Origin of the sequence: Flavobacterium sp. FlaQc-52, from assembly GCF_044007495.1 — a bacterium.
GTDB classification, from domain to species: Bacteria; Bacteroidota; Bacteroidia; order Flavobacteriales; family Flavobacteriaceae; genus Flavobacterium; species Flavobacterium cupriresistens.
Genome location: NZ_JBIPCV010000005.1, coordinates 177,715 through 200,501 on the forward strand (window position 1 = coordinate 177,715; position 22,787 = coordinate 200,501).

The 22,787-nt window shown below is 35.7% G+C and carries 20 protein-coding genes, 1 tRNA gene and 1 pseudogene; 1 reads left to right on the top strand and 21 read right to left on the bottom strand.

Features of this window, described 5'->3' with window-relative positions; all coding sequences use genetic code 11:
* Positions 1 to 423: 423 nt before the first annotated feature.
* On the top strand, positions 424 to 1,254 hold the full coding sequence (locus ACHRV5_RS11180; RefSeq protein ID WP_395426807.1) for a M57 family metalloprotease: 831 nt from the start codon (positions 424 to 426) through the stop codon (positions 1,252 to 1,254).
* 149 nt (positions 1,255 to 1,403) lie between these two features.
* On the opposite strand, the pseudogene ACHRV5_RS11185 reads toward ACHRV5_RS11180, so the two are convergent.
* The 21 genes and pseudogenes from ACHRV5_RS11185 to ACHRV5_RS11285 all read right to left on the bottom strand — a co-directional run.
* Positions 1,404 to 1,565 (bottom strand): annotated as a pseudogene (locus ACHRV5_RS11185) (PLP-dependent aminotransferase family protein); the annotation flags it as partial.
* A gap of 252 nt (positions 1,566 to 1,817) precedes the next feature.
* Positions 1,818 to 1,902: transfer RNA gene (locus tag ACHRV5_RS11190), tRNA-Ser, on the bottom strand.
* 151 nt (positions 1,903 to 2,053) lie between these two features.
* A complete protein-coding gene (locus tag ACHRV5_RS11195) occupies positions 2,054 to 2,452 on the bottom strand; it encodes an acyl-CoA thioesterase (RefSeq protein ID WP_047778199.1) in 399 nt (132 codons plus the stop codon).
* A gap of 3 nt (positions 2,453 to 2,455) precedes the next feature.
* The gene (gene ribB / locus ACHRV5_RS11200) at positions 2,456 to 3,589 is read right to left on the bottom strand and encodes a 3,4-dihydroxy-2-butanone-4-phosphate synthase (RefSeq protein ID WP_047778201.1); all 1,134 of its coding nucleotides are present in this window, start codon (positions 3,587 to 3,589) and stop codon (positions 2,456 to 2,458) included.
* A gap of 2 nt (positions 3,590 to 3,591) precedes the next feature.
* Positions 3,592 to 5,046 (bottom strand): LptF/LptG family permease, encoded by a 1,455-nt coding sequence (locus ACHRV5_RS11205; protein ID WP_047778203.1) that lies wholly within the window; start codon positions 5,044 to 5,046, stop codon positions 3,592 to 3,594.
* Between the two features lie 8 nt (positions 5,047 to 5,054).
* Positions 5,055 to 5,747, bottom strand: coding sequence for an outer membrane lipoprotein carrier protein LolA (locus ACHRV5_RS11210; RefSeq protein WP_230004922.1), 693 nt, complete (start codon positions 5,745 to 5,747; stop codon positions 5,055 to 5,057).
* Positions 5,748 to 5,754: 7 nt separating this feature from the next.
* Positions 5,755 to 8,199, bottom strand: coding sequence for a DNA translocase FtsK (locus tag ACHRV5_RS11215; RefSeq protein ID WP_395426808.1), 2,445 nt, complete (start codon positions 8,197 to 8,199; stop codon positions 5,755 to 5,757).
* Positions 8,200 to 8,217: 18 nt separating this feature from the next.
* Positions 8,218 to 8,592, bottom strand: a complete 375-nt coding sequence (locus ACHRV5_RS11220; protein WP_047778207.1) for a diacylglycerol kinase family protein — start codon at positions 8,590 to 8,592, stop codon at positions 8,218 to 8,220.
* Between the two features lie 8 nt (positions 8,593 to 8,600).
* Positions 8,601 to 9,098, bottom strand: coding sequence for a thiol peroxidase (gene tpx / locus ACHRV5_RS11225; protein ID WP_047778209.1), 498 nt, complete (start codon positions 9,096 to 9,098; stop codon positions 8,601 to 8,603).
* Between the two features lie 655 nt (positions 9,099 to 9,753).
* Complete coding sequence (locus ACHRV5_RS11230) at positions 9,754 to 10,011, bottom strand: DUF6952 family protein (RefSeq protein WP_017495510.1); 258 nt, start codon at positions 10,009 to 10,011, stop codon at positions 9,754 to 9,756.
* 43 nt (positions 10,012 to 10,054) lie between these two features.
* Entirely contained in the window at positions 10,055 to 10,363 is a 309-nt protein-coding gene (locus tag ACHRV5_RS11235; RefSeq protein ID WP_047778212.1) for a co-chaperone YbbN, read from the bottom strand.
* Positions 10,364 to 10,563: 200 nt separating this feature from the next.
* Complete coding sequence (locus ACHRV5_RS11240; protein ID WP_047778213.1) at positions 10,564 to 11,202, bottom strand: peroxiredoxin; 639 nt, start codon at positions 11,200 to 11,202, stop codon at positions 10,564 to 10,566.
* A 135-nt stretch (positions 11,203 to 11,337) separates the two neighbouring features.
* The gene (locus ACHRV5_RS11245) at positions 11,338 to 12,951 is read right to left on the bottom strand and encodes a glycoside hydrolase family 3 protein (RefSeq protein WP_395426809.1); all 1,614 of its coding nucleotides are present in this window, start codon (positions 12,949 to 12,951) and stop codon (positions 11,338 to 11,340) included.
* Entirely contained in the window at positions 12,951 to 13,403 is a 453-nt protein-coding gene (locus ACHRV5_RS11250; RefSeq protein ID WP_395426810.1) for a GNAT family N-acetyltransferase, read from the bottom strand. The genes ACHRV5_RS11245 and ACHRV5_RS11250 overlap by 1 nt, the downstream gene beginning before the upstream one ends.
* 25 nt (positions 13,404 to 13,428) lie before the next feature.
* On the bottom strand, positions 13,429 to 13,770 hold the full coding sequence (locus ACHRV5_RS11255) for a hypothetical protein (RefSeq protein WP_230004925.1): 342 nt from the start codon (positions 13,768 to 13,770) through the stop codon (positions 13,429 to 13,431).
* Between the two features lie 22 nt (positions 13,771 to 13,792).
* On the bottom strand, positions 13,793 to 15,115 hold the full coding sequence (locus ACHRV5_RS11260; RefSeq protein ID WP_395426811.1) for an MFS transporter: 1,323 nt from the start codon (positions 15,113 to 15,115) through the stop codon (positions 13,793 to 13,795).
* Positions 15,102 to 16,673 (bottom strand): glycoside hydrolase family 10 protein, encoded by a 1,572-nt coding sequence (locus ACHRV5_RS11265; RefSeq protein ID WP_395426812.1) that lies wholly within the window; start codon positions 16,671 to 16,673, stop codon positions 15,102 to 15,104. Before ACHRV5_RS11265 ends, ACHRV5_RS11260 begins: the two co-directional genes overlap by 14 nt.
* Before the next feature lie 202 nt (positions 16,674 to 16,875).
* Positions 16,876 to 18,405 (bottom strand): glycoside hydrolase family 10 protein, encoded by a 1,530-nt coding sequence (locus tag ACHRV5_RS11270; RefSeq protein ID WP_395426813.1) that lies wholly within the window; start codon positions 18,403 to 18,405, stop codon positions 16,876 to 16,878.
* A gap of 69 nt (positions 18,406 to 18,474) precedes the next feature.
* Positions 18,475 to 19,743: an acyltransferase family protein gene (locus ACHRV5_RS11275; RefSeq protein WP_395426814.1), complete on the bottom strand. Its 1,269-nt coding sequence runs from the start codon at positions 19,741 to 19,743 to the stop codon at positions 18,475 to 18,477.
* Between the two features lie 228 nt (positions 19,744 to 19,971).
* On the bottom strand, positions 19,972 to 21,180 hold the full coding sequence (locus tag ACHRV5_RS11280; protein ID WP_395426815.1) for an anhydro-N-acetylmuramic acid kinase: 1,209 nt from the start codon (positions 21,178 to 21,180) through the stop codon (positions 19,972 to 19,974).
* Between the two features lie 77 nt (positions 21,181 to 21,257).
* Positions 21,258 to 22,763, bottom strand: coding sequence for a sodium:solute symporter (locus ACHRV5_RS11285; protein WP_047778225.1), 1,506 nt, complete (start codon positions 22,761 to 22,763; stop codon positions 21,258 to 21,260).
* Positions 22,764 to 22,787: the final 24 nt, after the last annotated feature.

A 22,787-nucleotide genomic window follows, 5' to 3' on the forward strand; every position in this document is an offset into this window, starting at 1 on the left:
AGTTATTAAAATATTTGTAAAAATTTTATGAGTTTTTATTTCGTTAAGAATCTTCCAAATTTGTAAGAGTAAAATACTCTTTTTAGTACCCTTTTTTCATTTTAAATGGAATAAAAAATTGCAAAATCATTTTTAGTACTCAATTTAACAAAATTGAAGATAGATGCCAGTGTGTACTATTTTTTATTGTAACGCGCTGATTTATATTTAATTATTGATTTTACTGGGCTTGCGGGAATAATCAGATAAATATTATTAAAAATAATAACAAAATAATTTAACAAAAAGTATTAATTTTGTTAAATTATTGTTTTTATGAGTATTTTAATAGTAAAATTATATAGATTTGGCAGTAAATAGTACGAATATTTTGTAAAAACCCCTATAATATTAGCTTATTTTACTAACCAAAACCCCTTTTAAATGAAAAAAATAAAAACAATTTTAGCCTTATCGTTTATAGTGTTAACGCTGTTCTCTTGTAACAAAGAAGATGAGACAAAACAAGCCAATCAAGAATCTCTTAAAGTAACACCAGAAGTGTTGAAAAAAATTAGTGCACTTGCATTAAACAATACAGATGTTCAAGCGATTAAGAATACGAAGTTAGATGGTACAACTGAAGATGCATTCTTGGTCGAAGGAGATATTGTTATAACACAAGATCAATTAAACAAAATGGATATTCACGGTGGTATTACAACAGAACAATACCGCACGACTAATTTAGTATCTGCTCCAAGAACTATTAAAGTTGTTGGATTGTCAGGAACAGGTACAACTGCTCTGACTACAAACATGCGCGCTGGATTACAAGCGGCTATAAACAGATACAATAATTTAGGATTGTCTATTAACTTTACACTAACTTTTAGCTCAAGTACTTCAGGTGCAAACATTGTTGTAAGAAGACAAGTTGGAGGTGCCGGTGGAGTAGCTGGTTTCCCTTCAGGAGGAGCACCTTTTAATTCTGTTACTTTATATTCAGGATTAGAAAGCTATTCTACAAATGTTAATGCACACGTAGCTGCGCACGAAATTGGTCACTGTATTGGTTTACGTCATACGGACTATTTTAGCCGTCAAAGTTGTGGACAGAATTCAAATGAAGGAACAGCTGGTGTTGGAGCAATTCATATTCCAGGAACTCCTACAGGATATGATTCAACTTCTTATATGAGAGCATGTTTCGGTTCAAATGAGACTGGAGCTTTCAATAGTAACGACGTTACAGCTCTGAATTATTTATATTAAAAATTAAATTAGGGCTCTTTTTACAGAATATAAAAGGCTGTTTCATTAATTTGAAACAGTCTTTTTTTATTGGGTATTTCGTCCTAAAAATAGTTGTCATTTTTTGTTTAGAATCAGGTTCAGGTTCTTGGTAGCAGCAGCGTATTGAATTATATCATTTTAGCTAAATTTCCAAGTTGTTTTAATTTTAATTTCAAATCTTCAATCCACGGCAACCCCATACAAAGCCGCATACAATTTTGAAATTGATTTTGTAAAGAAAACATCCTTCCCGGTGCAATACTTATTTTATTCTTTAAGGCATGGTTATAATTATTTACTGCTAAGGCGGTAAAATTTGGTTGATAGTGTTTTTTTTGAATGTTGAGAACTGGAATGAGTTGGTTGAGATTTTTTTTTGTCTTAAGGGATGAAGGGGAAGTATTTTATGTTAATGAAAAAGCGGGTGGGGAGGTTGTAAATAAAATTTGTTTTTTAAAAGAACCTAAGAGCTGGTATTCGAAAAACATAATGCAGTAAAAACAAAAAAACCTTCAACAAAAGTTGAAGGTTTTAAATTTCCGCGGAGAAAGAGGGATTCGAACCCCCGGACCTGTTACAGTCAACAGTTTTCAAGACTGCCGCATTCGACCGCTCTGCCATTTCTCCAGTATGTCGCTTTCATTAGCTGATTGCGAGTGCAAATATAGTGCGCTTTTTCGATTATAAAAACTTTTGAAGCACTTTTTTTGAACTTTTTTTTGCTGTTATTTTAAGTGTTTAAGTATCAGTATTTATGAAAAGATAATTTTTACTTTTTTTATGCCAGGTGGTCTAAAATAGCTACCGGTTTTTTGTTTTCATCAACCGCAACAAACGAAAATGTTCCTGAAACAACACTTTCGCGGAGTTCTGAATACATTTGCTCCATGAAAATATCCACGTGAATTTTACAACTTGTTGTTCCGACACTAATTACTTTGGCAACCAATTCGATTAAAGTTCCGGCCGGGATTGCTTTTTTGAAGTCAATTTGACCTGTGGAAATCGTTACTACTTTTTTTCGACTAAAACGAGTGGCACAAATAAATGAAACTTCATCCATGAGCTGCAGGGCAGTACCTCCAAATAAAGTGTCATAATGATTCGTTGTACTAGGAAAAACGGCTTTAAAAATATGAGTTTCCGATTTTGCAATTCTTTCTTCTAATGTTCCCATATCTTAATAGCTTACGTATTCAGTGATTTCAAGACCATAACCGATCATTCCTACACGTTTGGTTTGTTCGGTATTCGATACCAGTCTGATTTTAGAAATGTCAATATCATGAAGGATTTGAGCTCCAATTCCGTAATCTTTACTGTCGATAATTACTTTTGGCGCTTTCATTGTTCCCTCAGCCTGTAGTGTTTTAAGCTCTTGAATTCTATTCAATAAATTTACGGCCTGCATATCTTGATTGATAAAGATAACCGCACCTTTTTCGTTTTCATTGATCACTTTAAACATATCGTCTAACTGTTGCTCAGCATTGTTAGTCAGCGTACCAAGTAAGTCGTTGTTTACTTGTGAAGAATTTATTCTGGTCAGAATCGTTTCTCCAAGATTCCACGTTCCTTTGGTTAAAGCAATATGAATTTGTTTGTTTGTGGTTTGCTCGTAAGCTCTTAATCTAAAAGTTCCAAAACGAGTCTCAATGTCAAAATCTTCTTTTTTAACGATCAGACTGTCGTGTTGCATTCTGTAGGCGACTAGATCTTCAATCGAAACTAATTTCAAATCGAATTTTTTAGCCACTTTTATAAGTTGAGGTAAACGGGCCATTGTTCCGTCCTCGTTTAAGATTTCGCAGATAACACCGGCAGATTTAAAACCCGCAAGTCTTGCAAAGTCAATCGCAGCTTCTGTATGTCCGGTTCTTCTTAAAACACCACCTTGTTTGGCTACTAAAGGGAAAATATGTCCCGGACGCGCAAGTTCGTGTGGTTTGGTGTTAGGATCAACCAAGGCTTGAACGGTTTTAGATCGGTCGGCGGCAGAAATTCCCGTGGTAACGCCATTTCCTTTTAAATCGACAGAAACCGTAAAAGCAGTTTCCATATGATCGGTATTGTTGCTAACCATGGCACGTAAATCAAGTTCTTTGCAACGGCTTTCCGTAAGAGGCGTACAAATTAATCCACGTCCGTGAGTTGCCATAAAATTGATCATTTCAGGAGTTACCTTTTCGGCTGCAGCCAAAAAATCACCTTCGTTCTCACGATCTTCATCATCGACTACAATGATTACTTTACCTTGACGAATATCTTCTATAGCTTCTTCAATGGTATTCAATTGTATTTTAGTTGTTGACATAGTTATTGTTTATTTTGAACAGGGAAAAACCGTTCAGAAATTTTTTGAAATAGTTGTGAAATAGGAGTTGTAATTGCGTCAAAATTGATTAATCCATTGTCATTTGTCGCACGGTAGGTAAGTAATACGGCCAACGGCAATAAGATAAATGATGACATCCATGAACCAACAAACGGAGTCATTCCGCCTTCTTGAGACAGTCTTTTTCCAAAGGTGTTGATAAAGTGAAACGTGATAAAAATCAAAACGGCAAATACAATTGGCAGACCAAGTCCACCTTTTCGGATAATAGCGCCTAAAGGAGCGCCAATAAAAAACATTAAGAAGCAGGCAAAAGCAATGACAAACTTTTCATATAAAGCAGTCATGTGTTTGTTGATATCTCTTTGTTTGTCTTTTAAATCTTTTTGAGTCGAGTCGATAGCGTAAATATTGCTCGTCACATTACTGGCTGCCATTTTTAGAATGTCTGATTTCTCTTTATTGGTATATAAAGACAAAAGATTGTTCGGTAATGGTTTTTTCTTTTTCTCCGTTTTTAACGGTTTAGGTGAAGTTTTGATCCCTACGCGTTGATTGATGTTTTCTGAAAACGAGATGATTTCATTGTTTAGATTCTTGTTTAGGGAGTCTAAAGTATAGCTTAATTCGTTAACGTTCAGCATACCGTAGGTACTTCCGACGTTTTCCTGATCGTCATCCGTTTTGTTCAGTTCGGATAAGTCTATATTGATGATTTGCTTTTTGAATTTTCCCTTAATGAAAGGTAATTTCGCACGGTCTTCGTAATCTTTTGGCGTTACATCCTGATAATAATACCCGTCATTTAAGACCAGTTTTAATATACTTGATTTTTCGTTACTGATTAGTTCACCGTCTTTTGCTTTAATTACAGTTTTATTTTCACCATAATTATTGGTTTTTTCGTGAATAGTAACTCCGGTCAAGATGTTGCCATTTTCACCGGATTTTTTATTTACTTTAATATTGTACGTTCCAACATCGTTAAACTGACCTTCAGCAATTGCCATGGCTGGTTTGGCCTGAGCGATATTTTTTCGGAAATTGACAAATTTATATTCCGCATACGGGATTACACTGTTGGCAAACCAAAACGCAATAATACTTAGGAAACAGATAAAAATTATCAAAACCCGCATGGCTCTTTGTAAGGATATCCCTGAAGATTTCATAGCAGCAAACTCGTAATTCTCTGCCAGGTTACCAAAAGTCATAATAGATGCCAATAAAACCGATAGCGGTAAAACCAATGGTATTATTCGAGGCATCGAGAAAAGCAGGAATTTCACAACCAATATCAAGTCCAAGTCTTTACCGGCAAGTTCCGAAATAAAGAGCCAAACCGTTTGGAGAATGAATATGAAAAAAAGAATTACAAATACCGTGGTAAATGTAACTAAGAATGTTTTTAGTAAGTATTTGTCTAAAATTTTCAACCTTGTAATTAGTCTAATTTGTTGATGTAGTATTTTGGATATTTGCTCGCTACAAATGTAAATTGATTTTTTGATAAAGGCTGGTTGGTTTTAAAAGAATTAACGGTCAAAGTGGTTTTTGTTCCATTTTTTCCGGTTTCAATTAAATTGTAGATGTGTTTTGTTTGCACATCAATCCCTAAAAGAATCTCTTTTCTTTGATCTTTTGTATTAGTTGGAGCTAATTTTACGTATTGAATTTTTCTGCCTTTAACATTCTGAACAATATCCATGTTATATTTATAACCTGAATTAAAGAAAGTAAGCATTTTTGATGGTGTAATTGCGTTATCGTCTTTTTCGTTTACTTTAGAAATAGTAACTTCTTCATCTTCCGGAACAATAGTGTATGTTTTTTGCCCGTCAAAGATTTTAGTAACACCCATGAAATTTAATACATATTGATTGCCTTTCATGATTACATTTCCTTTGCTGTCCTGATTGATGTTTTCTTTTGCGTTGTTCAAAGAATATTTAAAATCAATAGCAATATTGTTGTAGCTTTTTATTTTAGCCGTCACCTGATTCAATAAATCTTTGGCTTTTTTATCCTGAGCCTGCATAGAAGTGAAGCTCAAAAGCAATAAAAATGCCATTTGAAAATACTTTTTAGTCGTGCTTTTGATAGAGTTGTTGTGGATTTCCTGAATTTTAGTTTTCATGATGGGGTTAATTTTGTTCATTATTAAAAAATTGATCAAGAGCACTTAAATCTGAGATGTTTACGCTTCGTGCTTTACTGCCTTCAAAAGGTCCAACAATACCGGCTGCTTCCAGTTGATCGATTAAACGACCCGCTCTGTTGTAACCTAGTTTTAGTTTTCTTTGCAATAAGGAAGCGGAACCTTGCTGAGCATTGACAATAATCTCAGCAGCTTCTCTGAATAAAGTGTCTCTTTCGGAGATATCCATATCAAGATTAATGCCATTTTCTTCCCCAATGAACTCAGGAAGTAAATAAGCAGTGGCATACGCTTTTTGTCCACCAATAAAATCAGTGATTTTTTCAACCTCCGGAGTGTCGATGAAAGCACATTGAACACGTACCACATCATTTCCGTTAGTATACAATAAATCTCCTCGTCCAATTAATTGATCTGCACCCTGAGTGTCAAGAATTGTTCTCGAGTCAATTTTTGAAGTTACTCTAAAAGCGATTCTTGCAGGGAAGTTGGCTTTAATTAAACCTGTAATAACGTTAACAGATGGTCTTTGTGTGGCGATAATTAAGTGAATACCAATAGCACGTGCCAGCTGTGCCAAACGCGCAATCGGAATTTCGACTTCTTTTCCGGCAGTCATAATCAAATCGGCAAACTCATCTACCACCAAAACGATGTACGGTAAAAAGCGGTGTCCTGCTTCCGGATTTAATTTTCGGGCTTTAAATTTATCGTTGTATTCCTTAATATTACGAACCATCGCATCTTTTAATAACGAATAACGATTGTCCATTTCAACACAAAGAGAGTTTAAAGTGTTGACTACTTTTGCATTGTCAGTGATAATAGCATCTTCGGTATCAGGAAGTTTGGCTAAATAATGTCTTTCGATTTTATTGAATAAAGTAAGTTCTACTTTTTTCGGATCGACCAAAACAAATTTTACTTCAGCCGGATGTTTTTTGTATAAAAGAGAAGTCAATACCGCATTCAGTCCAACCGATTTTCCTTGTCCTGTAGCTCCTGCCATCAATAAGTGAGGCATTTTCGCTAAATCGACAACAAAAGTTTCGTTAGAAATGGTTTTTCCTAAAGCAATTGGCAGTTCCATTTCAGCTTCCTGAAATTTAGCAGAACCAATTACACTTTTCATCGATACAGTTGTAGGGTTTTTGTTCGGAACCTCAATACCGATAGTTCCTTTTCCTGGAATTGGTGCAATAATACGGATTCCCAATGCAGACAGAGACAAGGCAATATCATCTTCTAAACTTTTGATTTTAGAGATTCTGATTCCGGCCTCCGGCACAATTTCGTATAAAGTTACCGATGGACCAACCGTTGCTTTGATCTGAGCAATTTCAATTTTGTAGTTACGAAGGGTATCTACAATTTTGTTTTTATTTTCTTCTAATTCTTCCTGATTAATGGTAATTCCGCCAGTCGAATATTCTTTTAATAAATCGATAGTTGGGAATTTATAATTCGACAAATCTAAAGTAGGGTCAAATAAACCAAAATCAGCTACAAGACGGGAAGCCAGATTTTCTTCGATGATGTCTTCTTCTTCAGGAGTTTCAATAACAAATTCTTCGGCATGTACCAGTGTTTCTGTTGTTGGGTTGATGTTCATTTGAAGCGGTTTCACAACCGGGTTCAAATCAATTTCAGAAGAATTTGAAATGGTTGGTTTTAACGCTTCTTTGTTAATTTCAAATTGAGATTCATTTGTTTTTAAATGAATGTTATCTAACTCTTCATCAGGTTCTTCCACAGCAAATTCCTCCAGATTGTAGGCGTTTTCCGTTTTAGGCTGAGTTTTAAGAGCATTTAATTCAGATTTGATTTCATTTTTTGTAGAATCAAAATAAGATTGAATTTTTTCCGGAGACAGTTTTATTTTGAAAATCAGGTATATAATTAATCCAAAAAGCAAGGCGAGTAAAGTACCTGTTTTTCCGATATAATCTTGTGAAAATAAATTCAATTCATAACCAATAGTTCCGCCCAATTCGGGTGCAGAAGTAGCAAAGAATCCAAATAAAACAGAAACAATAATGATGGCAAACAAATCCCAGAACCAAATGTTTTTTAGTTTTTTCAAAGATAATTCTAAGGCTAAAAACATTCCGGTCAGGAAAAAGAGTCGTACAAAAATAAAAGCGGCTAATCCAAATCCTTTGTAAACGATGATGTCGGATAAAAAGGCTCCAAATTTCCCCAGCCAGTTTTGCACTACCTCAGAGCGGTCGCCGAGTTCACTAACGGCACTTTGGTCCGATTGTCCATTAATATAAAAGGAAATAAATGCAACTAGTAATGCAATAGAAAACAAGACCAGAAGGCAGCCTATAACAAACCGTTGTTGTTTGTTTGGTCTCCAGTGTCTTGAAGTCTCAGCCTTTGGCTCGTTTTTTTTATCTAAAGTTTCTTTTTTTGTTGTTCTTGCCATTCTTGCGTTTCCTGTTGCCTATATGAATTTTGGGATGTAAATGATCAGTCCTATTGCGATCGCTGTCATTGCGGCAAAAAATACCGCTCCGGCAGCAATATCTTTAATAAAACCGATTCTTTCGTGGTAATTTGGGTGAATAAAATCAGCTACTTTTTCTACAGCAGTGTTTAAACCTTCTACGCTTAATACAAGACCAATTGCTAAGGTCTGAAAAAGCCATTCTTCATGAGAAATATGAAAATAAAAACCAGCAATAGTCATTAGTATTCCTAATGAAAATTGTACCATAACACTGTGTTCGGTAGTGATTAATTTTAAGGCGCCTTTAAAAGCGTAAGTTACGCTTTTAAGTCGGCCTTTAACAAATGTATTGTCTTTTTGGAATTCCATTCTGTGATTTATAGTGCTGCTAAAGCGGCTTCGTAATTTGGTTCGTTTGCAATTTCAGCAACCTGTTCTGTATGCGTAATTTTTCCATCAGCATCTACAACGATAATGGCTCTTGAGTGTAAACCGGCTAATGGTCCGTCAACGATTTCTAAACCATTGCTTTTACCGAAATCACCTGCTTGAAAATCAGATAAGTTAACCACATTTTCTAATCCTTCAGCACCACAAAAACGTTTTTGAGCAAATGGTAAATCTCTTGAAATACATAAAACGGTAGTATTCTCTAAAGTACTGGCGCTTTCGTTGAATTTTCTAACAGAAGTCGCACAAGTTCCTGTATCTACACTAGGAAAAATATTTAAAACCAATTTTTTACCAGCAAAAGTGCTTAAAGAAGCAACTGATAAATCGTTTTGTACTAATTTAAAATCAGCTAGTTGTGAACCAACTGCTGGTAATTCGCCTGAAGTATGAACCGGATTTCCTCCTAATGTTATTGAAGCCATGATTTTTGTTTAAATTAATGAGGTTCAAAAGTAAGGATTAATATTTGAATGTAAAAGTATTTGTTATGGGTTGTGGGAACAATAAAATGAGCCCTTCGACTTCGCTCAGGGGGACAAACGGGAGATTTTAGTTTTTCGGAATGTCAGTCTGAGCGAAGTCGAAGATCTTTTAAGTGATAAAGCCCTTCGACTCCGCTCAGGAGGACAATGATGGTGTTTTTAGATTTTTTGTGTGTCAGTCTGAGCGAAGTCGAAGACCCTTTAAGTGATAAAGCCCCTCGACTTCGCTCAGGAGGACAATGTTAGTGTTTTAGATTTTTTTGGTGTCAGTCTGAGCGAAGTCGAAGACCCTTTAAGTGATAAAGCCCTTCGACTCCGCTCAGGAGGACAATGATGGTGTTTTAGATTTTTTGTGTGTCAGTCTGAGCGAAGTCGAAGACCTGTTAAGTGATAAAGCTCTTCGACTCCGATTAAGGAGACATCGGTTGTGAATTAATTGCAAAACAATGTTATTAGGTTAAGATTGTAAACGAGGACTAAACTGTGACTGACTACTGAGACTGACTACTAAAAAAGAGTGCATAAAAAAAAGTGCTCCCTAAATTAAGAAAGCACTTTTCAGTCATGTTTTTTTGTTTTTTTTGAGAGAGGCCGACTATTTGTCGATAGAACCCAGGACACGTTTCATGAATGCGTTTAAAGCTTCTTTTTTATCTGTTCCCTGAACTACCATTTTATGTACTTCTAACGCACCGTACATGTTAGAAATTAGTTCACCAATTACATCTAATTCTTCATCTTTTAGGGATGGAATTTCGGTCATGGCCTCAAGAACTTCAATCGTTTCGATGATGTAATCCTGATCATTTTCTTCTATAAACTGCGTTAATTGTTTTATTACGGGTAATTTCATGTTTTGTCTGTTTATTCGTTAAATCGATTGTTTGTTAAATCAATTAAACAATTTCGTTCACTAATTCGATTAAAACTTCTTGTTTGTTGGTTTGTGTTTCGTTTACCAATTTACCGTTTACAAAAGTGGCAAAGGTTGGTAAGTTACTCACATTAGCCAATTTTCTGGATTCCGGAGAATTCTCAGCATCAACCAAAACAAAAGTGATAGCGTCATTTTCTGTTGCTAATTTTTTGAATTTTGGTTTCATAATACGGCAGTTTCCACACCATGATGCTGAATATTGTACTACTACCTTTTCGTTTTTAGCAACTAAATCTGCTAACGTATCTTCGTTTAAGTCGATTAACATATTGTTTGATTTAAATTCCAATGTTTTAAATTCCAAATTCCAAACTTTTTGGTGGGAACTTTGAAATTTTGATTATTGAAATTGTTATTGAATTTTTGTGAAGGGAAATCTGTGGATTTAAAACCCAAATTCCAATTTGCTATAAAACTGATTTATATCCGTTGGAATTTGGAATTTAAAAAATTTGGAATTTAATATTCTTAGTTTGCGCTTAAGTATTCAGCAGTACTAAGTCTGTCAGCACTCATAGCTTCTTTTCCGGCTTCCCAGTTTGCAGGACAAACTTCACCTTTAACTTGAATGTGAGTATAAGCGTCAACCATACGTAAATATTCGTTTACGTTACGTCCTAATGGCATATCGTTAACACTTTCGTGGAAGATTTTTCCAGTTTCGTCAATTAGGTAAGTAGCTCTGAAAGTTACGTTTGAACCTTCGATGATTACTGAATCAGTTTCTTCGCTGTATTCTGTAGCATCGATATCTAAAATACCTAAAATGTTAGATAAGTTACGGTTTGTATCAGCTAAGATTGGGTACGTTACACCTTCGATTCCACCGTTGTTTTTTGGAGTGTTTAACCAAGCAAAGTGTACTTCGTTTGTATCACATGAAGCTCCAATTACGATAGTATTTCTTTTTTCAAATTCTGGTAAAGCAGCTTGAAAAGCGTGTAATTCAGTTGGACATACAAAAGTGAAATCTTTTGGGTACCAAAACAAAAGTACTTTTTTGTTGTTGTTTACTGCTTCTTCAAAAATGTTGATTTTTAAATTATCACCCATTTCTGAGATAGCATCTACTGCAATACTTGGGAATTTCTTTCCTACTAAAGACATATTTTTCGTTTTAAATTAAAAATTTATTTCGGTGCAAAAGTAGGGTATAAGTAAGGGTGTTTGCAATAAGATGTAATTATTAATATTTATTAAGTGATAGGTTTTTGTTATTGTTTGTATTGAATGCTTTGTAAGTTATTGAATGTCAATATTTACGGGTAAAGTTCCATTGCAAGCGCCATTTTCAAGAATTTGCGTTCCTGCAATTTTTTGAAATTCTTCAAAATCCTGATACGCCTGAACGAGTCCTGAAGCTTTTGAAAGATTAGGAATTACAGGCAAAACATACGGATTACCGAAAACATAAAGAATACATTTTTTGGTTTGAAGCAAATCGGAAAGTAAAACGATTACTTCGTCATTTATTTCGAAATTGTTCATTGGTTTTGCTTTCGGAACAAATAAAGAAATAAGTATGGTTTCAAAACCTTCCAGTTCTTTTTTAATCGAAGCGGTATTAGAATCTTCTGAATTTTCAAAAGCAAATTCGGGAGAAGCTAATTTTGAATTTAGGGTTTTAAAAAAGCTATTTTCTGTATTTTTATACAAACTCAATTTAGCTAATTGGTTGTTTTTATGTGCTTCGAAAGCCTGTTCCGTATTCGAAGTGTCGATGATTTTGGTCAGGCAATTTGCTGCAATTTTGGTATTCAAAACAGCTGCTTTTTCGAAATCTAATTCACCGTGAGCAAATTCTTTTTCAGATAAGATTCCAACCTTCTCTTTGCATTTCAAGATTCGGTTATAACTTTCTTCGATGCGTTCCGGACTAGCTTTTTTTAAGATTTCCTGAATTCCTTCGGGCACATTTTCAGCAAAACACAAAACATCGTTTCCGGCGTTAAAAGCTTCCCATTCCAGTTCGCCTTTTGTTTCGTATAGTTTTGAAACACTGTGCATATTTAAGGCATCCGAAATGACTAATCCGTCGTAACCCAATCGATCGCGCAAAAGCGTTTCGATAATAGGTTTTGATAAAGTGGCTGAAGTATCTTTTCCGTCATTTAAACTCGGAACAGCCAGATGTCCAATCATGATGGAGTCGACATTGTTTTCGATTCCTTTGATGAAAGGGTATAATTCGTTTTCCAGTAATTCTTCTAAACTCTCCTTTAAAACCGGCAATCCTAAATGCGAATCTACATTAGTATTTCCGTGTCCCGGGAAGTGTTTCAGGCAACCTAAAATCCCAACATCCGACATTCCTCTTAAATATTCCAAAGCAAAATGGGCCACTTTTTCTTTGTTTTCACCAAAAGAGCGGTAGCCAATAACCGGATTATTCGGATTGTTGTTGATGTCGGCCAAAGGCGATAAATTATAATGAATTCCGGCAGCTTTAAGGTCTAACCCAATTTGTCTTCCAACTTCGTAAACCAGATCTGATTTGCTTTCCGGTAAAGCACCTAACGTAATTGCGTAGGGATATTGTGGTGTTTTTTCGATACGCATGGCCAAACCCCATTCGGCATCAATACTGATTAAAAGTGGAGTAGGAGCGCATTTTTGATACCGTACAATTAAAGCTTTAATTTTTTCGTAGCTGTCGTCGTTAAAAACAACTTTTTTCTTGCTCTCATAATTTGTAGCAGCACTGGCACGACTATGAAAAAAAGTCAGTCCTCCAATGTTGTGTTCTTTTATCAAACGTTCTGTTTCCTGAATGTTTTCTTCGGTATCGTTTATAAAAACGGCAGGAAAAAAGAATTGTCCCACTTTTTGTTTTAAGGCTTCAGCTGTCATTTTCATTAGTATAAAGTCTTTTTCATGCAAACACTATTATCCATTTCCTCGTAAGGCGGATAATTTGGAGTTATCGTATATTTTTGTTTTTGATATAAGGCAATTGCTTCAGGTTGATTTTTTCCTGTTTCCAAAATGGTGTACTTGTATTGTACTTCGGCAGCCCAAGTCTCCAATTCTTTTAAAATGATAGAAGCAATACCTTTTTTTCGATGTTCAAAATGCACATACATGCGTTTGATTTCGACGGTATCATTGGTTTTTTCTCTAAAAGCGCCACAAGCTACGGCAATACCATTTTCATAATAAACGATAACATGTTTTATGGTATCGGTTTTATTAAATTGATTGTAAAAAGCATGGTCTTCTCCATCTCTTATTTTTAAATCCTGATCTAATAAAACGACCAGTTTTAAGAAATCAGCATCATCTGAATTGGTCCTTTTTAAGCTATTCATGATATAAGTACTGTGAAATTTATTCTTACTTTAGCTTGCTTTTCTTTTGTTTGGCAAGCTGCGTTTTGGTATGTACTGCTTTTTCTAATCGGTTTTTAAATCGAAAGAGTTTTGGCAAACCTTCTAATCGGTCTTCGATGGTGATTTCTTCAAAAACAATAATTGCTTTTTCTAAAATCCGAATTTCGTTTTCAATGTCATTTTGGTTTTTGTAGATCGTAGCCAATCGATCGTAAGGATGATTTCCTTTAAAGCCTTCCGCAACATTTTCTTCGTATAACTCAACTGCTTTTTCAAGATTTCCTGTTTTCTCGAACTCAGCTCCTTTTAGATTGCGTTCGGATTGTAAATTCGCATTGGTTTCCATAGGTAAGATGTTTGATTTGGGATTAAACTTCTTCAGCTTTTTTCCCAAAATCTTTCGGGAAAATTAAAAAACGGGATAAAATAAGACCTGGAATAGTGGCGATAAAAACCCAAATAAAGAAGTTTTGATAGCCTAAAAATTGTTGTATATAACCGCTTAGCATTCCCGGAAGCATCATTCCTAATGCCATAAAACCGGTCGCAATTGCATAATGTGAAGTTTTAGATTCGCCCTCGGCAACATGAATTAGATACATCATGAAACCGGTGAAACCAAAACCATAACCAAATTGTTCTAATACAACTGTAATGCAGGTATAGAGATTTAGAGGGGAGTTTATTTCAAAAAAGTAGGCGTTTATATGCAGGTGAAAAAGTTCTTCGGGTTGAAAATGTGCTAATCCGATAAAACCAAGTATCGGTAAATGCATGGCCAGAAACATCGGAAGCATCCATTTGGTGAGGCCGTGTTTAGAAATGGCAATTCCACCTAAAATTCCGCCGATTGTTAAAGCAAGAATTCCTAATGTTCCATATATAATTCCAACAGATTCGGTATTCAATGCCATTCCGCCTAATTTTTTTTCATCTAATAAAAAAGGACTTAACATTTTAAGGAGTTGTGACTCGCCTAAACGAAATACGAGAATAAAGGTCAATACCAGTCCGATTTGTTTTTTCTTAAAGAAACTGGCAAATACAGAACCGAAGCTTTTTTCGTGTGCTTCTTTAGCCGTTCCTGCCGTATTTACTTCACTATTTGGTGTAAAAATAAAATTGTATGCTGTAATAAAAGCCATTAGCAAACCTACTGCAATCATGGTATACGACCACGCTTTCGTATTGTCTCCGTATTTATTTTCCAGATGTCCTGCAAATAATACGATTAAACCGTTTCCGGCTAGCATAGAGAGTCTGTAAAAAGTACTTCTGATTCCGAGGAAAAATGACTGTTGTTCTTTTGGTAGCACCAACAAATAGAATCCATCGCTGGCTACATCATTCGAAGCAGAAGCAAAAGCTGCAACCCAAAAAATAGCCAAACTCATCAGAAAGAAGTGATTCAACGGAATGATAAAACCAACTAATAAAAAGGCAAGTGAAATTACAAATTGCATGGCTAAAAACCATTTTCGTTTTGTCCCGTGCAGGTCGATAAAAGGGCTCCATAAAGGTTTGATTACCCATGGCAGGTATAATAAACTGGTATAAAGACCAATATCTTCATTGCTGATCCCTAAGTTTTTGTACATCAGTACCGAAACAGAGATAATTACGGCGTAAGGCAAGCCCGACGCAAAATTAAGAAGTGGAATCCAAAACCAGGGTTTATTATCTGTTTTCATTTGGTTGAGCTGGGGAATAGATTTTAAATGTCTTTTTTAAGTCGATTGTGGTTGGGGTACTTTCGTTTGCAAAATAATCAATAAATGTCACAGCACAAGCTTTATACTGATTCATTTTTTGAGCCAGTACAGAGAATGTAATTTGATTATCAATTTCATGAACCGTTATTTTATCCACAATTTGGGTGGCATCATTGGTATTGATTTTCGAAATATGATCGGCTCCGTAAAGCACCATATAACGGACTCTTGTATTGAGTGGCGCTTTGATAGAAAACGTATAAAAAGAGCTGTCTTTTACAAATTCAGTCACAATCGGAATATCGATTACAATTCGTTTTAAATTCGGAACAGCCGGTGGAAGTGCCGGATATTTGTATTGATTTTCTTCTAATAGACGTACGATGTCAAAGTTTTTACTAGTGAACCATTTGGCGCTGAAATAGGCACTTCCGGTTACGTTTTTGTAGCTTCTGGCAAAATTAATCTGAGTTGGAATTTCATTGGCAAAATTCCAGCTTTTATCAGCATCACCTCTGATTTTATAAGACGCGTGACCAATATAAATCGCTGTATTGTTAGAATTTTCAGACCACCATTTTACTAATTTTGAGTAAGAAGCTCTCGAGTTATTCATACTCCAATACAATTGCGGCATGATGTAATCGATCCATTTTTGATCCATCCATAAAACAGGATCAGCGTACAAATCATCATAATTAGAGGTCGATTGTGTATCGGAACCTTTTGGATCTTGAGATTTGTTTCGCCAAACCCCAAACGGACTAATTCCGAATTGAACCCACGGTTTACTTTCTTTAATTGTGGTAGAAATGGTGTGCACAAAGTTGCTCACATTGGCACGACGCCAATCGCTAAGACTTAAACCTGCACCATATTTTTTGTACGATGCGGCATCGTTAAATGTTTTTCCGGGAACGGTGTACGGGTAGAAATAATCATCAAAATGAATGGCATCAATATCATATTTATCAACCACTTCTTTCACGACTTTAGTCAAATGGGACTGCACTTCTGGCAACGCAGGGTCATAATAGATTTTTCCTGCGTATTCAATCATCCATTCCGGGTGTTTGAACACGTCGTGTGTCGGACTTAAAAGTTTTTTGTTTAAGTCGAAAGTAGCACGATAGGGATTCAGCCAGGCGTGAAATTCAAAACCTCTCTTATGCGCCTCTTCAATCATCCAGGCCAAAGTATCGTAATACGGGCTTGGTGTAACACCTTCTTTACCTGTTAAAAAACGCGACCAAGGAGCCAGTTCAGAAGGATAAAAAGCATCACCAACGCTTCTGATTTGTACAATTACCGCATTGAAATTTAGTTTTTTATAAGTGTCTAAAATTTCAAGATAATCTGCTTTTTCTTTCTCAACATTGTCCGTGTTTGTTTTGGGCCAGTCAATGTTTACAACGGTTGCAATCCAGACTCCTCTAAATTCGTTTTTGGGGTGCATTGTTTTTTCTTGAGAATTCATCGTTCCTCCAAAGAACAATAAAAACAAAATAGAGTATATGAAGTGCTGGTTTTTATGCATTTTAATCTTTTTTAAACAGGTACCAAAAATAGTTTTTTTAGGTGAGTATAAGAAATTATAATTAGAGGATATTTATCGGGTGTTTTTTGTTGTTTTTTATACTTTTAATATTCTTTTGCACTTGTCAAAAACATACAAAATTTAAAATGAAGAATTGAAAGCTGCTTTTATTTGACGGAACAATGGAATGAATTTTTAATTGCTATTTTAAGTTAATTGTGGTTGGAGCACTCTCGTTTGCGGCATAATCGATAAACGTCACAGCACAAGCTTTATAAGGTTTCATTTTTTGGGCAGGTATCGAAAATGTGATTTCGTTATTAATTACATGAACCGCTATTTTGTCAATAATTTGGGTGGCATCATTAGTATTGATTTTTGAAAGGTGTTTGGCTCCGTAAACGACTATATAACGAACTTTAGTATCCAACGGCGATTGAATTGAAAACGTATAAGTAGCGCTGTTTTTCGCAAATTTATTTACAGTCGGAGCAGCAGTGATGCTTCTTTTTAAATTCGGAACAGCGGCCGGAAGTGCAGGATATTTGTATTGGTTTTCTTCTAAAAGACGGGCGACATCGTAGTTTTTACCGTTGAATGATTTTGCGCTGAAATAGGCACTGCCATTAATATTTTTGAATTCTCTTAAAAAATCAATTTGAGTTGGGATTTCAGTAGCAATATCCCAGCTTTTATCAGCATCGGCTTTAATTTTGTAAGCCGCGTGGCCAATATAAATAGGGGTGTTGTTCGAATTTTCTGCCCACCATTGCACTAGTTTCGAATAAGAAGCTCTTGGGTTGTTCATACTCCAATACAGTTGCGGTGCGATATAATCGATCCAATTTTGATTCATCCATAAAACAGGATCGGCATATAAATCATCATAATTGGTTGAAGTTGTTTGCGTATCAGAACCTTTCGGATCGACTGACTTATTGCGCCAAACCCCAAAAGGACTAATGCCGAATTGCACCCAAGGTTTACTTGCTTTTATGGTGGTGGAAATCGTGTGTATAAAATCGCTCACATTCTTGCGACGCCAATCATCAAGGGTTAAGCCTGATCCATATTTAGTAAAAGAATCGGTATCGTTGAAAACTTTTCCGGGAACGGCGTATGGGTAGAAATAATCATCAAAATGAATGGCATCAATATCATAGGTATCGACCACTTCTTTTACGATTTTGGTTAAATGCTCCTGAACTTCCGGTAATGCTGGATTGTAGTAGATTTTATCGCCGTATTCAATCATCCATTCGGGATGTTGGAAAACGTCATGAGCAGGACTCAAAATTTCTTTGTTTAAGTCGAAAGTAGCACGATAGGGATTCATCCAGGCGTGAAATTCAAAACCTCTGTTATGCGCTTCTTCGATCATCCAGGCCAATGCATCATAATACGGGTCTGGGGGAACACCTTCTTTACCGGTTAAAAAACGTGACCAAGGAGCCAGTTCGGTCGGATATAAAGCATCACCAACACTTCTGATTTGCACAATTACGGCATTAAAATTTAGTTTTTTATACGTCTCTAAAAGTTCAAGATAATCTGCTTTTTCTTTTTCGACATTGTCGGTGTTGGTTTTGGGCCAGTCAATGTTTACAACGGTTGCGATCCAAACACCTCTAAATTCGTTTTTAGGGTGGCTTATTTTTTCTTGAGAATTCATTGTTCCTGCGAAGAACAACAAAGAGAAAATTAAAAATAGAAGGTGCTGTTTCTTATTCATTTTACTGTTTTTAGGGAGCTACATTAAACCATAGTATTACGGTATTAAAAGTATAATTTTCATTTAGTATTATACTTTTAATATTCTTTTGTTTTTGTAAAAAAGATATAAAATACCGTGCCAGATTAAAACATAGATCAAAGCTCCGGCAAGAGAGGCCATCATAGGGTTGGAAAAGAACGGTGCGATCCAGAATTCGTACAAGTAACGTTGAAGATTAATTGTTTCGCCAACGAGTTTTGGATTTGGAAATTGAATCATAGCCAAGGAGCGCGGAATAATACCTGACGCAAAAAACACCAGCATCGGATTAACGCCCCACATCAGGAAAGGTTTAGTTCCTATTTGTATTTTTTTGATGTCGATTATGTAGTATAAAATCGTGAGGAACAAAGTAGCGAGACCCGCGGTAAATAAAACATAAGAACTGGTCCATAACGATTTGTTAAGCGGAAAGACAATAGACCAGAGTAATCCTAAAACGATTAGAATTAAACTGATGAAACCCATTTTTTTAGCTTTTTCATTTTGAGACACCGAACTGCCTAGGGTTTGTCCAATTATAACACCCAATAAACCGGTAGCTATGGCTGGAAGGGTACTTAAAACTCCTTCAGGATCCCAGGTTTTAGTAGCGATGTACATGTGATTTTCGAGAAAGAGAGTATCAATCCAAGTTGCTAAATTGGTTCCGGCGTTCAGATTGGGATGACCCATTCCGGGTACGGGAACGAGTGTCATAAGAGCCCAGTATCCTAAAAGAAGTAGAGCAATAGTGATAAACTGCGTTTTCGTAGAAGTTAGTAAATAGAGTATTGTAGCAAAAAAATATACAATTCCAATACGTTGTAATACACCCGGAAGTCTTACTTGGGCAAAAGAAGTTATACCACTATAAGCTAAAATCAGAAAGGTGCTAAAAAGAACCAAAGCGAGAATCAGTTTTATTTTTGCAGAGAAATTGCCCATTAAAGCATAACCCACGGCAAAAGTCAGCAGTAGTCGGATTACTAACAACGAAATTCCGGTAAGTCCCAAGAATTCGATACTATTGAAAAAATTTAAAAACAATCCCAAACAAATGATTCGTAAGGAACGGGTCAGGATTTTTTCGAACATTTCTCCATCGAATTTCTTGGTCGGAATCGCTAACGGAATCGCTGCTCCCATTATAAAAACAAAAAAAGGAAAAACGAGATCGGTGGGTGTACAACCGTTCCATTCGGCGTGCAATAATGGCGGGAAAACAGTAGACCAGCTCCCTGGATTATTGACAATGGTCATCATTAATACGGTGAGGCCTCTTAATACATCAATCGAAATTAGGCGTTCTTTCATTAGAATATTTTTTTACTGCTTATTGTTTACTCACTGGCTGTGATTATTTTTTTAACACATAGACTCATAGTTTGCATAGCTTAAAAAAAGATCGTTTCACTTCAAATAAATCACATAGGACTATGTATAAAAACTATGATTTTCTTAAGCTGTCTTACATAAAAAAAAAATCTATGTCTCTATGTGTTAAAAAAATTATACGCAATAGCGAATCCGCACAAACCATCCCTAATCAGGAAATGAAATTTTCCCCATAGTAACAGAAGGAATTCCTTCTTTAGTCCCGAAATCGAAAGCCTTTCCCGAAACTGTCTCATTAGCCAAAACAGCAAACAAAACCGCCTCTTTAGCATCACTCGGAATTCCTAATTCATCGCTTTTATGAAACTGACAAGGCAATAATTCTTTCAACCATTTCACTAATAACGGATTATTAGCCCCTCCACCGGAAATATAAATTTTAAAATCCTGAATTTTATGAGTCGTATTTTTTACCGAGATTTCAATAGCTTCAGCAATAGTTTCAGCACTAAAACGAGTTAAAGTCGCTAATAAATCCGGCACGGTAATCTGATTTTGACCACTTTTGGACAAAGCCATTTCAACATAATGATAACCAAAAAGTTCAGGACCAATTGTTTTTGGAAATTCCTGACGAAAGAATTCGTTGTCTTTTAAATGATCTAACAATATTTGGTTTACGGTTCCTTGTTGAGCAATTTCGGCATCCTTGTCGTAACTTTTTTCAGGATAATTATGCTTTACAAAAAGGTCGATTAAAGTATTTCCGGTTCCGGTGTCGGTTACAAAAGCTTCGTCAGCATTTAGAGAGGCGGGCAGGTACGTAAAATTGGCAATGCCACCCATGTTGAGCATAATACGATTTTCACCCTTTTCCCCAAATAAAAAGTAATCACCATAAACAGCCAATGGCGCACCTTCTCCGCCTGCTGCTATATGTTTTTGTCTAAAGTCAGAAAGTGTTATGATTCCTGTTTTGACAGCTATGTGATCCCCATCGCCAATTTGTAAAGTGGCATTGGTGAATTTTTCTTGTCGGTGCAGAAATTTCGGAGCGTGTAAAACCGTCTGTCCGTGTGATGCAATCAAATCGACAGCAGTTGAAGTAATGTTCCATTTTTTTAAGGAATCGTTGATCATTTGAGCATGTAAAATGCCGATCCATTCATTTAGTAAAATCAGGTGTTCAAAATCAATTGTTTTTTTAGCAAAGACTTTTCTGATTTCGATTTTTATATCCTCGGTATAATCTACCGTTACAAATTCACGCAACCTAACAACCGTCTCTTTTCCGCTTCCTGAAATTTCGCATAAAGCAATATCAAGCCCGTCCAGAGAAGTTCCGGACATTAATCCGATAATGGTACGCGTTTCTTTCTGTGCAATTTGGTAGAGATTACTGATGTTCTGATTCATTACAATTAAATTTAAGGAAGCTGTTTTTTTGTTGAATTTGCAAGGACTAAAATTAGATTATTTTGCTGTTAATTGGTCTAAAAGTATATTTTTTCGCTTGATTTTTTGCTGGTGAAATAAAGTCCGACATAAGTGATTAAGGCATTTACGATTATCAATTCATTATCAAAAACATAACCGAAAATGGCTTTAGAGTTTTCACTTAATAAATATGTCAAGATTGGAGCTAGGATACAGAACCAAGGCACTAATTTGTCGTTCACGATTCTGTTTTTTTGCAATAATCCAAAGGCATACAAACCTAATAATGGGCCGTAAGTATAAGAAGCAGCTTTAAAAACTAAGGCTACAACCGAGCTGTCATTAAAAGAATTCAATACAATAATGACCAAAAAGAATAAAAACGCAAAAGTCAGGTGAACCAAATGTCTGCGTTTTACATTTTTAGGATTTGAAATGTTTTCCGATTTGTCCATTCCTAAAAAATCAACGCAAAAAGAAGTAGTCAAAGCCGTCAAAGCAGAATCCGTTGTAGCAAAAGTAGCCGCAACAATTCCTAATAGAAATACAAAAGCGGGAACTATTGACAGATGATTCAGTGCAATTTCAGGGAAAAGCAGATCCGTTCTGGGTTTGTTTGTTACCAAATCCAGCGGTACTGTAATGCCGTTTTTGTCGGCGTACATATACAATAAGGCTCCCAAACTTAAAAATAGAAGACTGATCGTAACAAAGATAACTGTAAAAGTATACATGTTTTTTTGTGCCTCGCCGATGTTTTTGCAACTGATGTTTTTTTGCATTAAATCCTGATCAAGTCCAACCATAGCAATCATTATAAACAATCCGCCTAAGAATTGTTTGGCAAAATGATACTTGTTTGTCAGGAAATCATCAAAGAAAAATGTTTTGGAATAATTACTGTTTCGAATGGCGGAAATCGATTCAAAGGCTGTTAAATCCAAACTATTCAAAACAAAATAAATGGTAATAAAAACGGAGGAAACCAAGAAGAACGTTTGCAAGGTATCGGTTATAATGATGGTTTTTAAACCGCTTCTGTAGGTGTATAAAAAAACAAAAGCTAAACCTGAAAAAACAGTAACCGGAAACGGAATGTGATAGTGGTCAAAAACATAGCGTTGTAAGACCAGAATAACCAAATAAAAACGCAAAGCAGAACCAACGGTACGACTTACCAAAAAAATGGAGGCTGCCGTTTTGTAACTGTTTGGCCCCATTCTTTTTTCGATATAACTGTAAATTGAAGTAAGGTTCATTCGATAGTATAACGGAAGCAATACTTTGGCAATAATGATAAGACCAACGGCTTGTCCCATTATAAACTGAAAATATTTGAATTGTTCTCCGTTTGGTGATCCAACTTCACCGGGAACGGAAATAAAAGTAAGTCCCGAGAGCGAAGTCCCGATCATTCCAAAAGCCACTAAGTACCATTTGGAGTTTTTATTCGCTTTAAAAAAGGAGTCATTGTCTTGTCCTTTTTTGCTAATGGTATGCGATATAAAAAACAAAAGACCAAAATAGACTACGATAAAAATTAGAATTGTACCTGATGACATCTTTTAGGGGGTGTTTGTGAGATT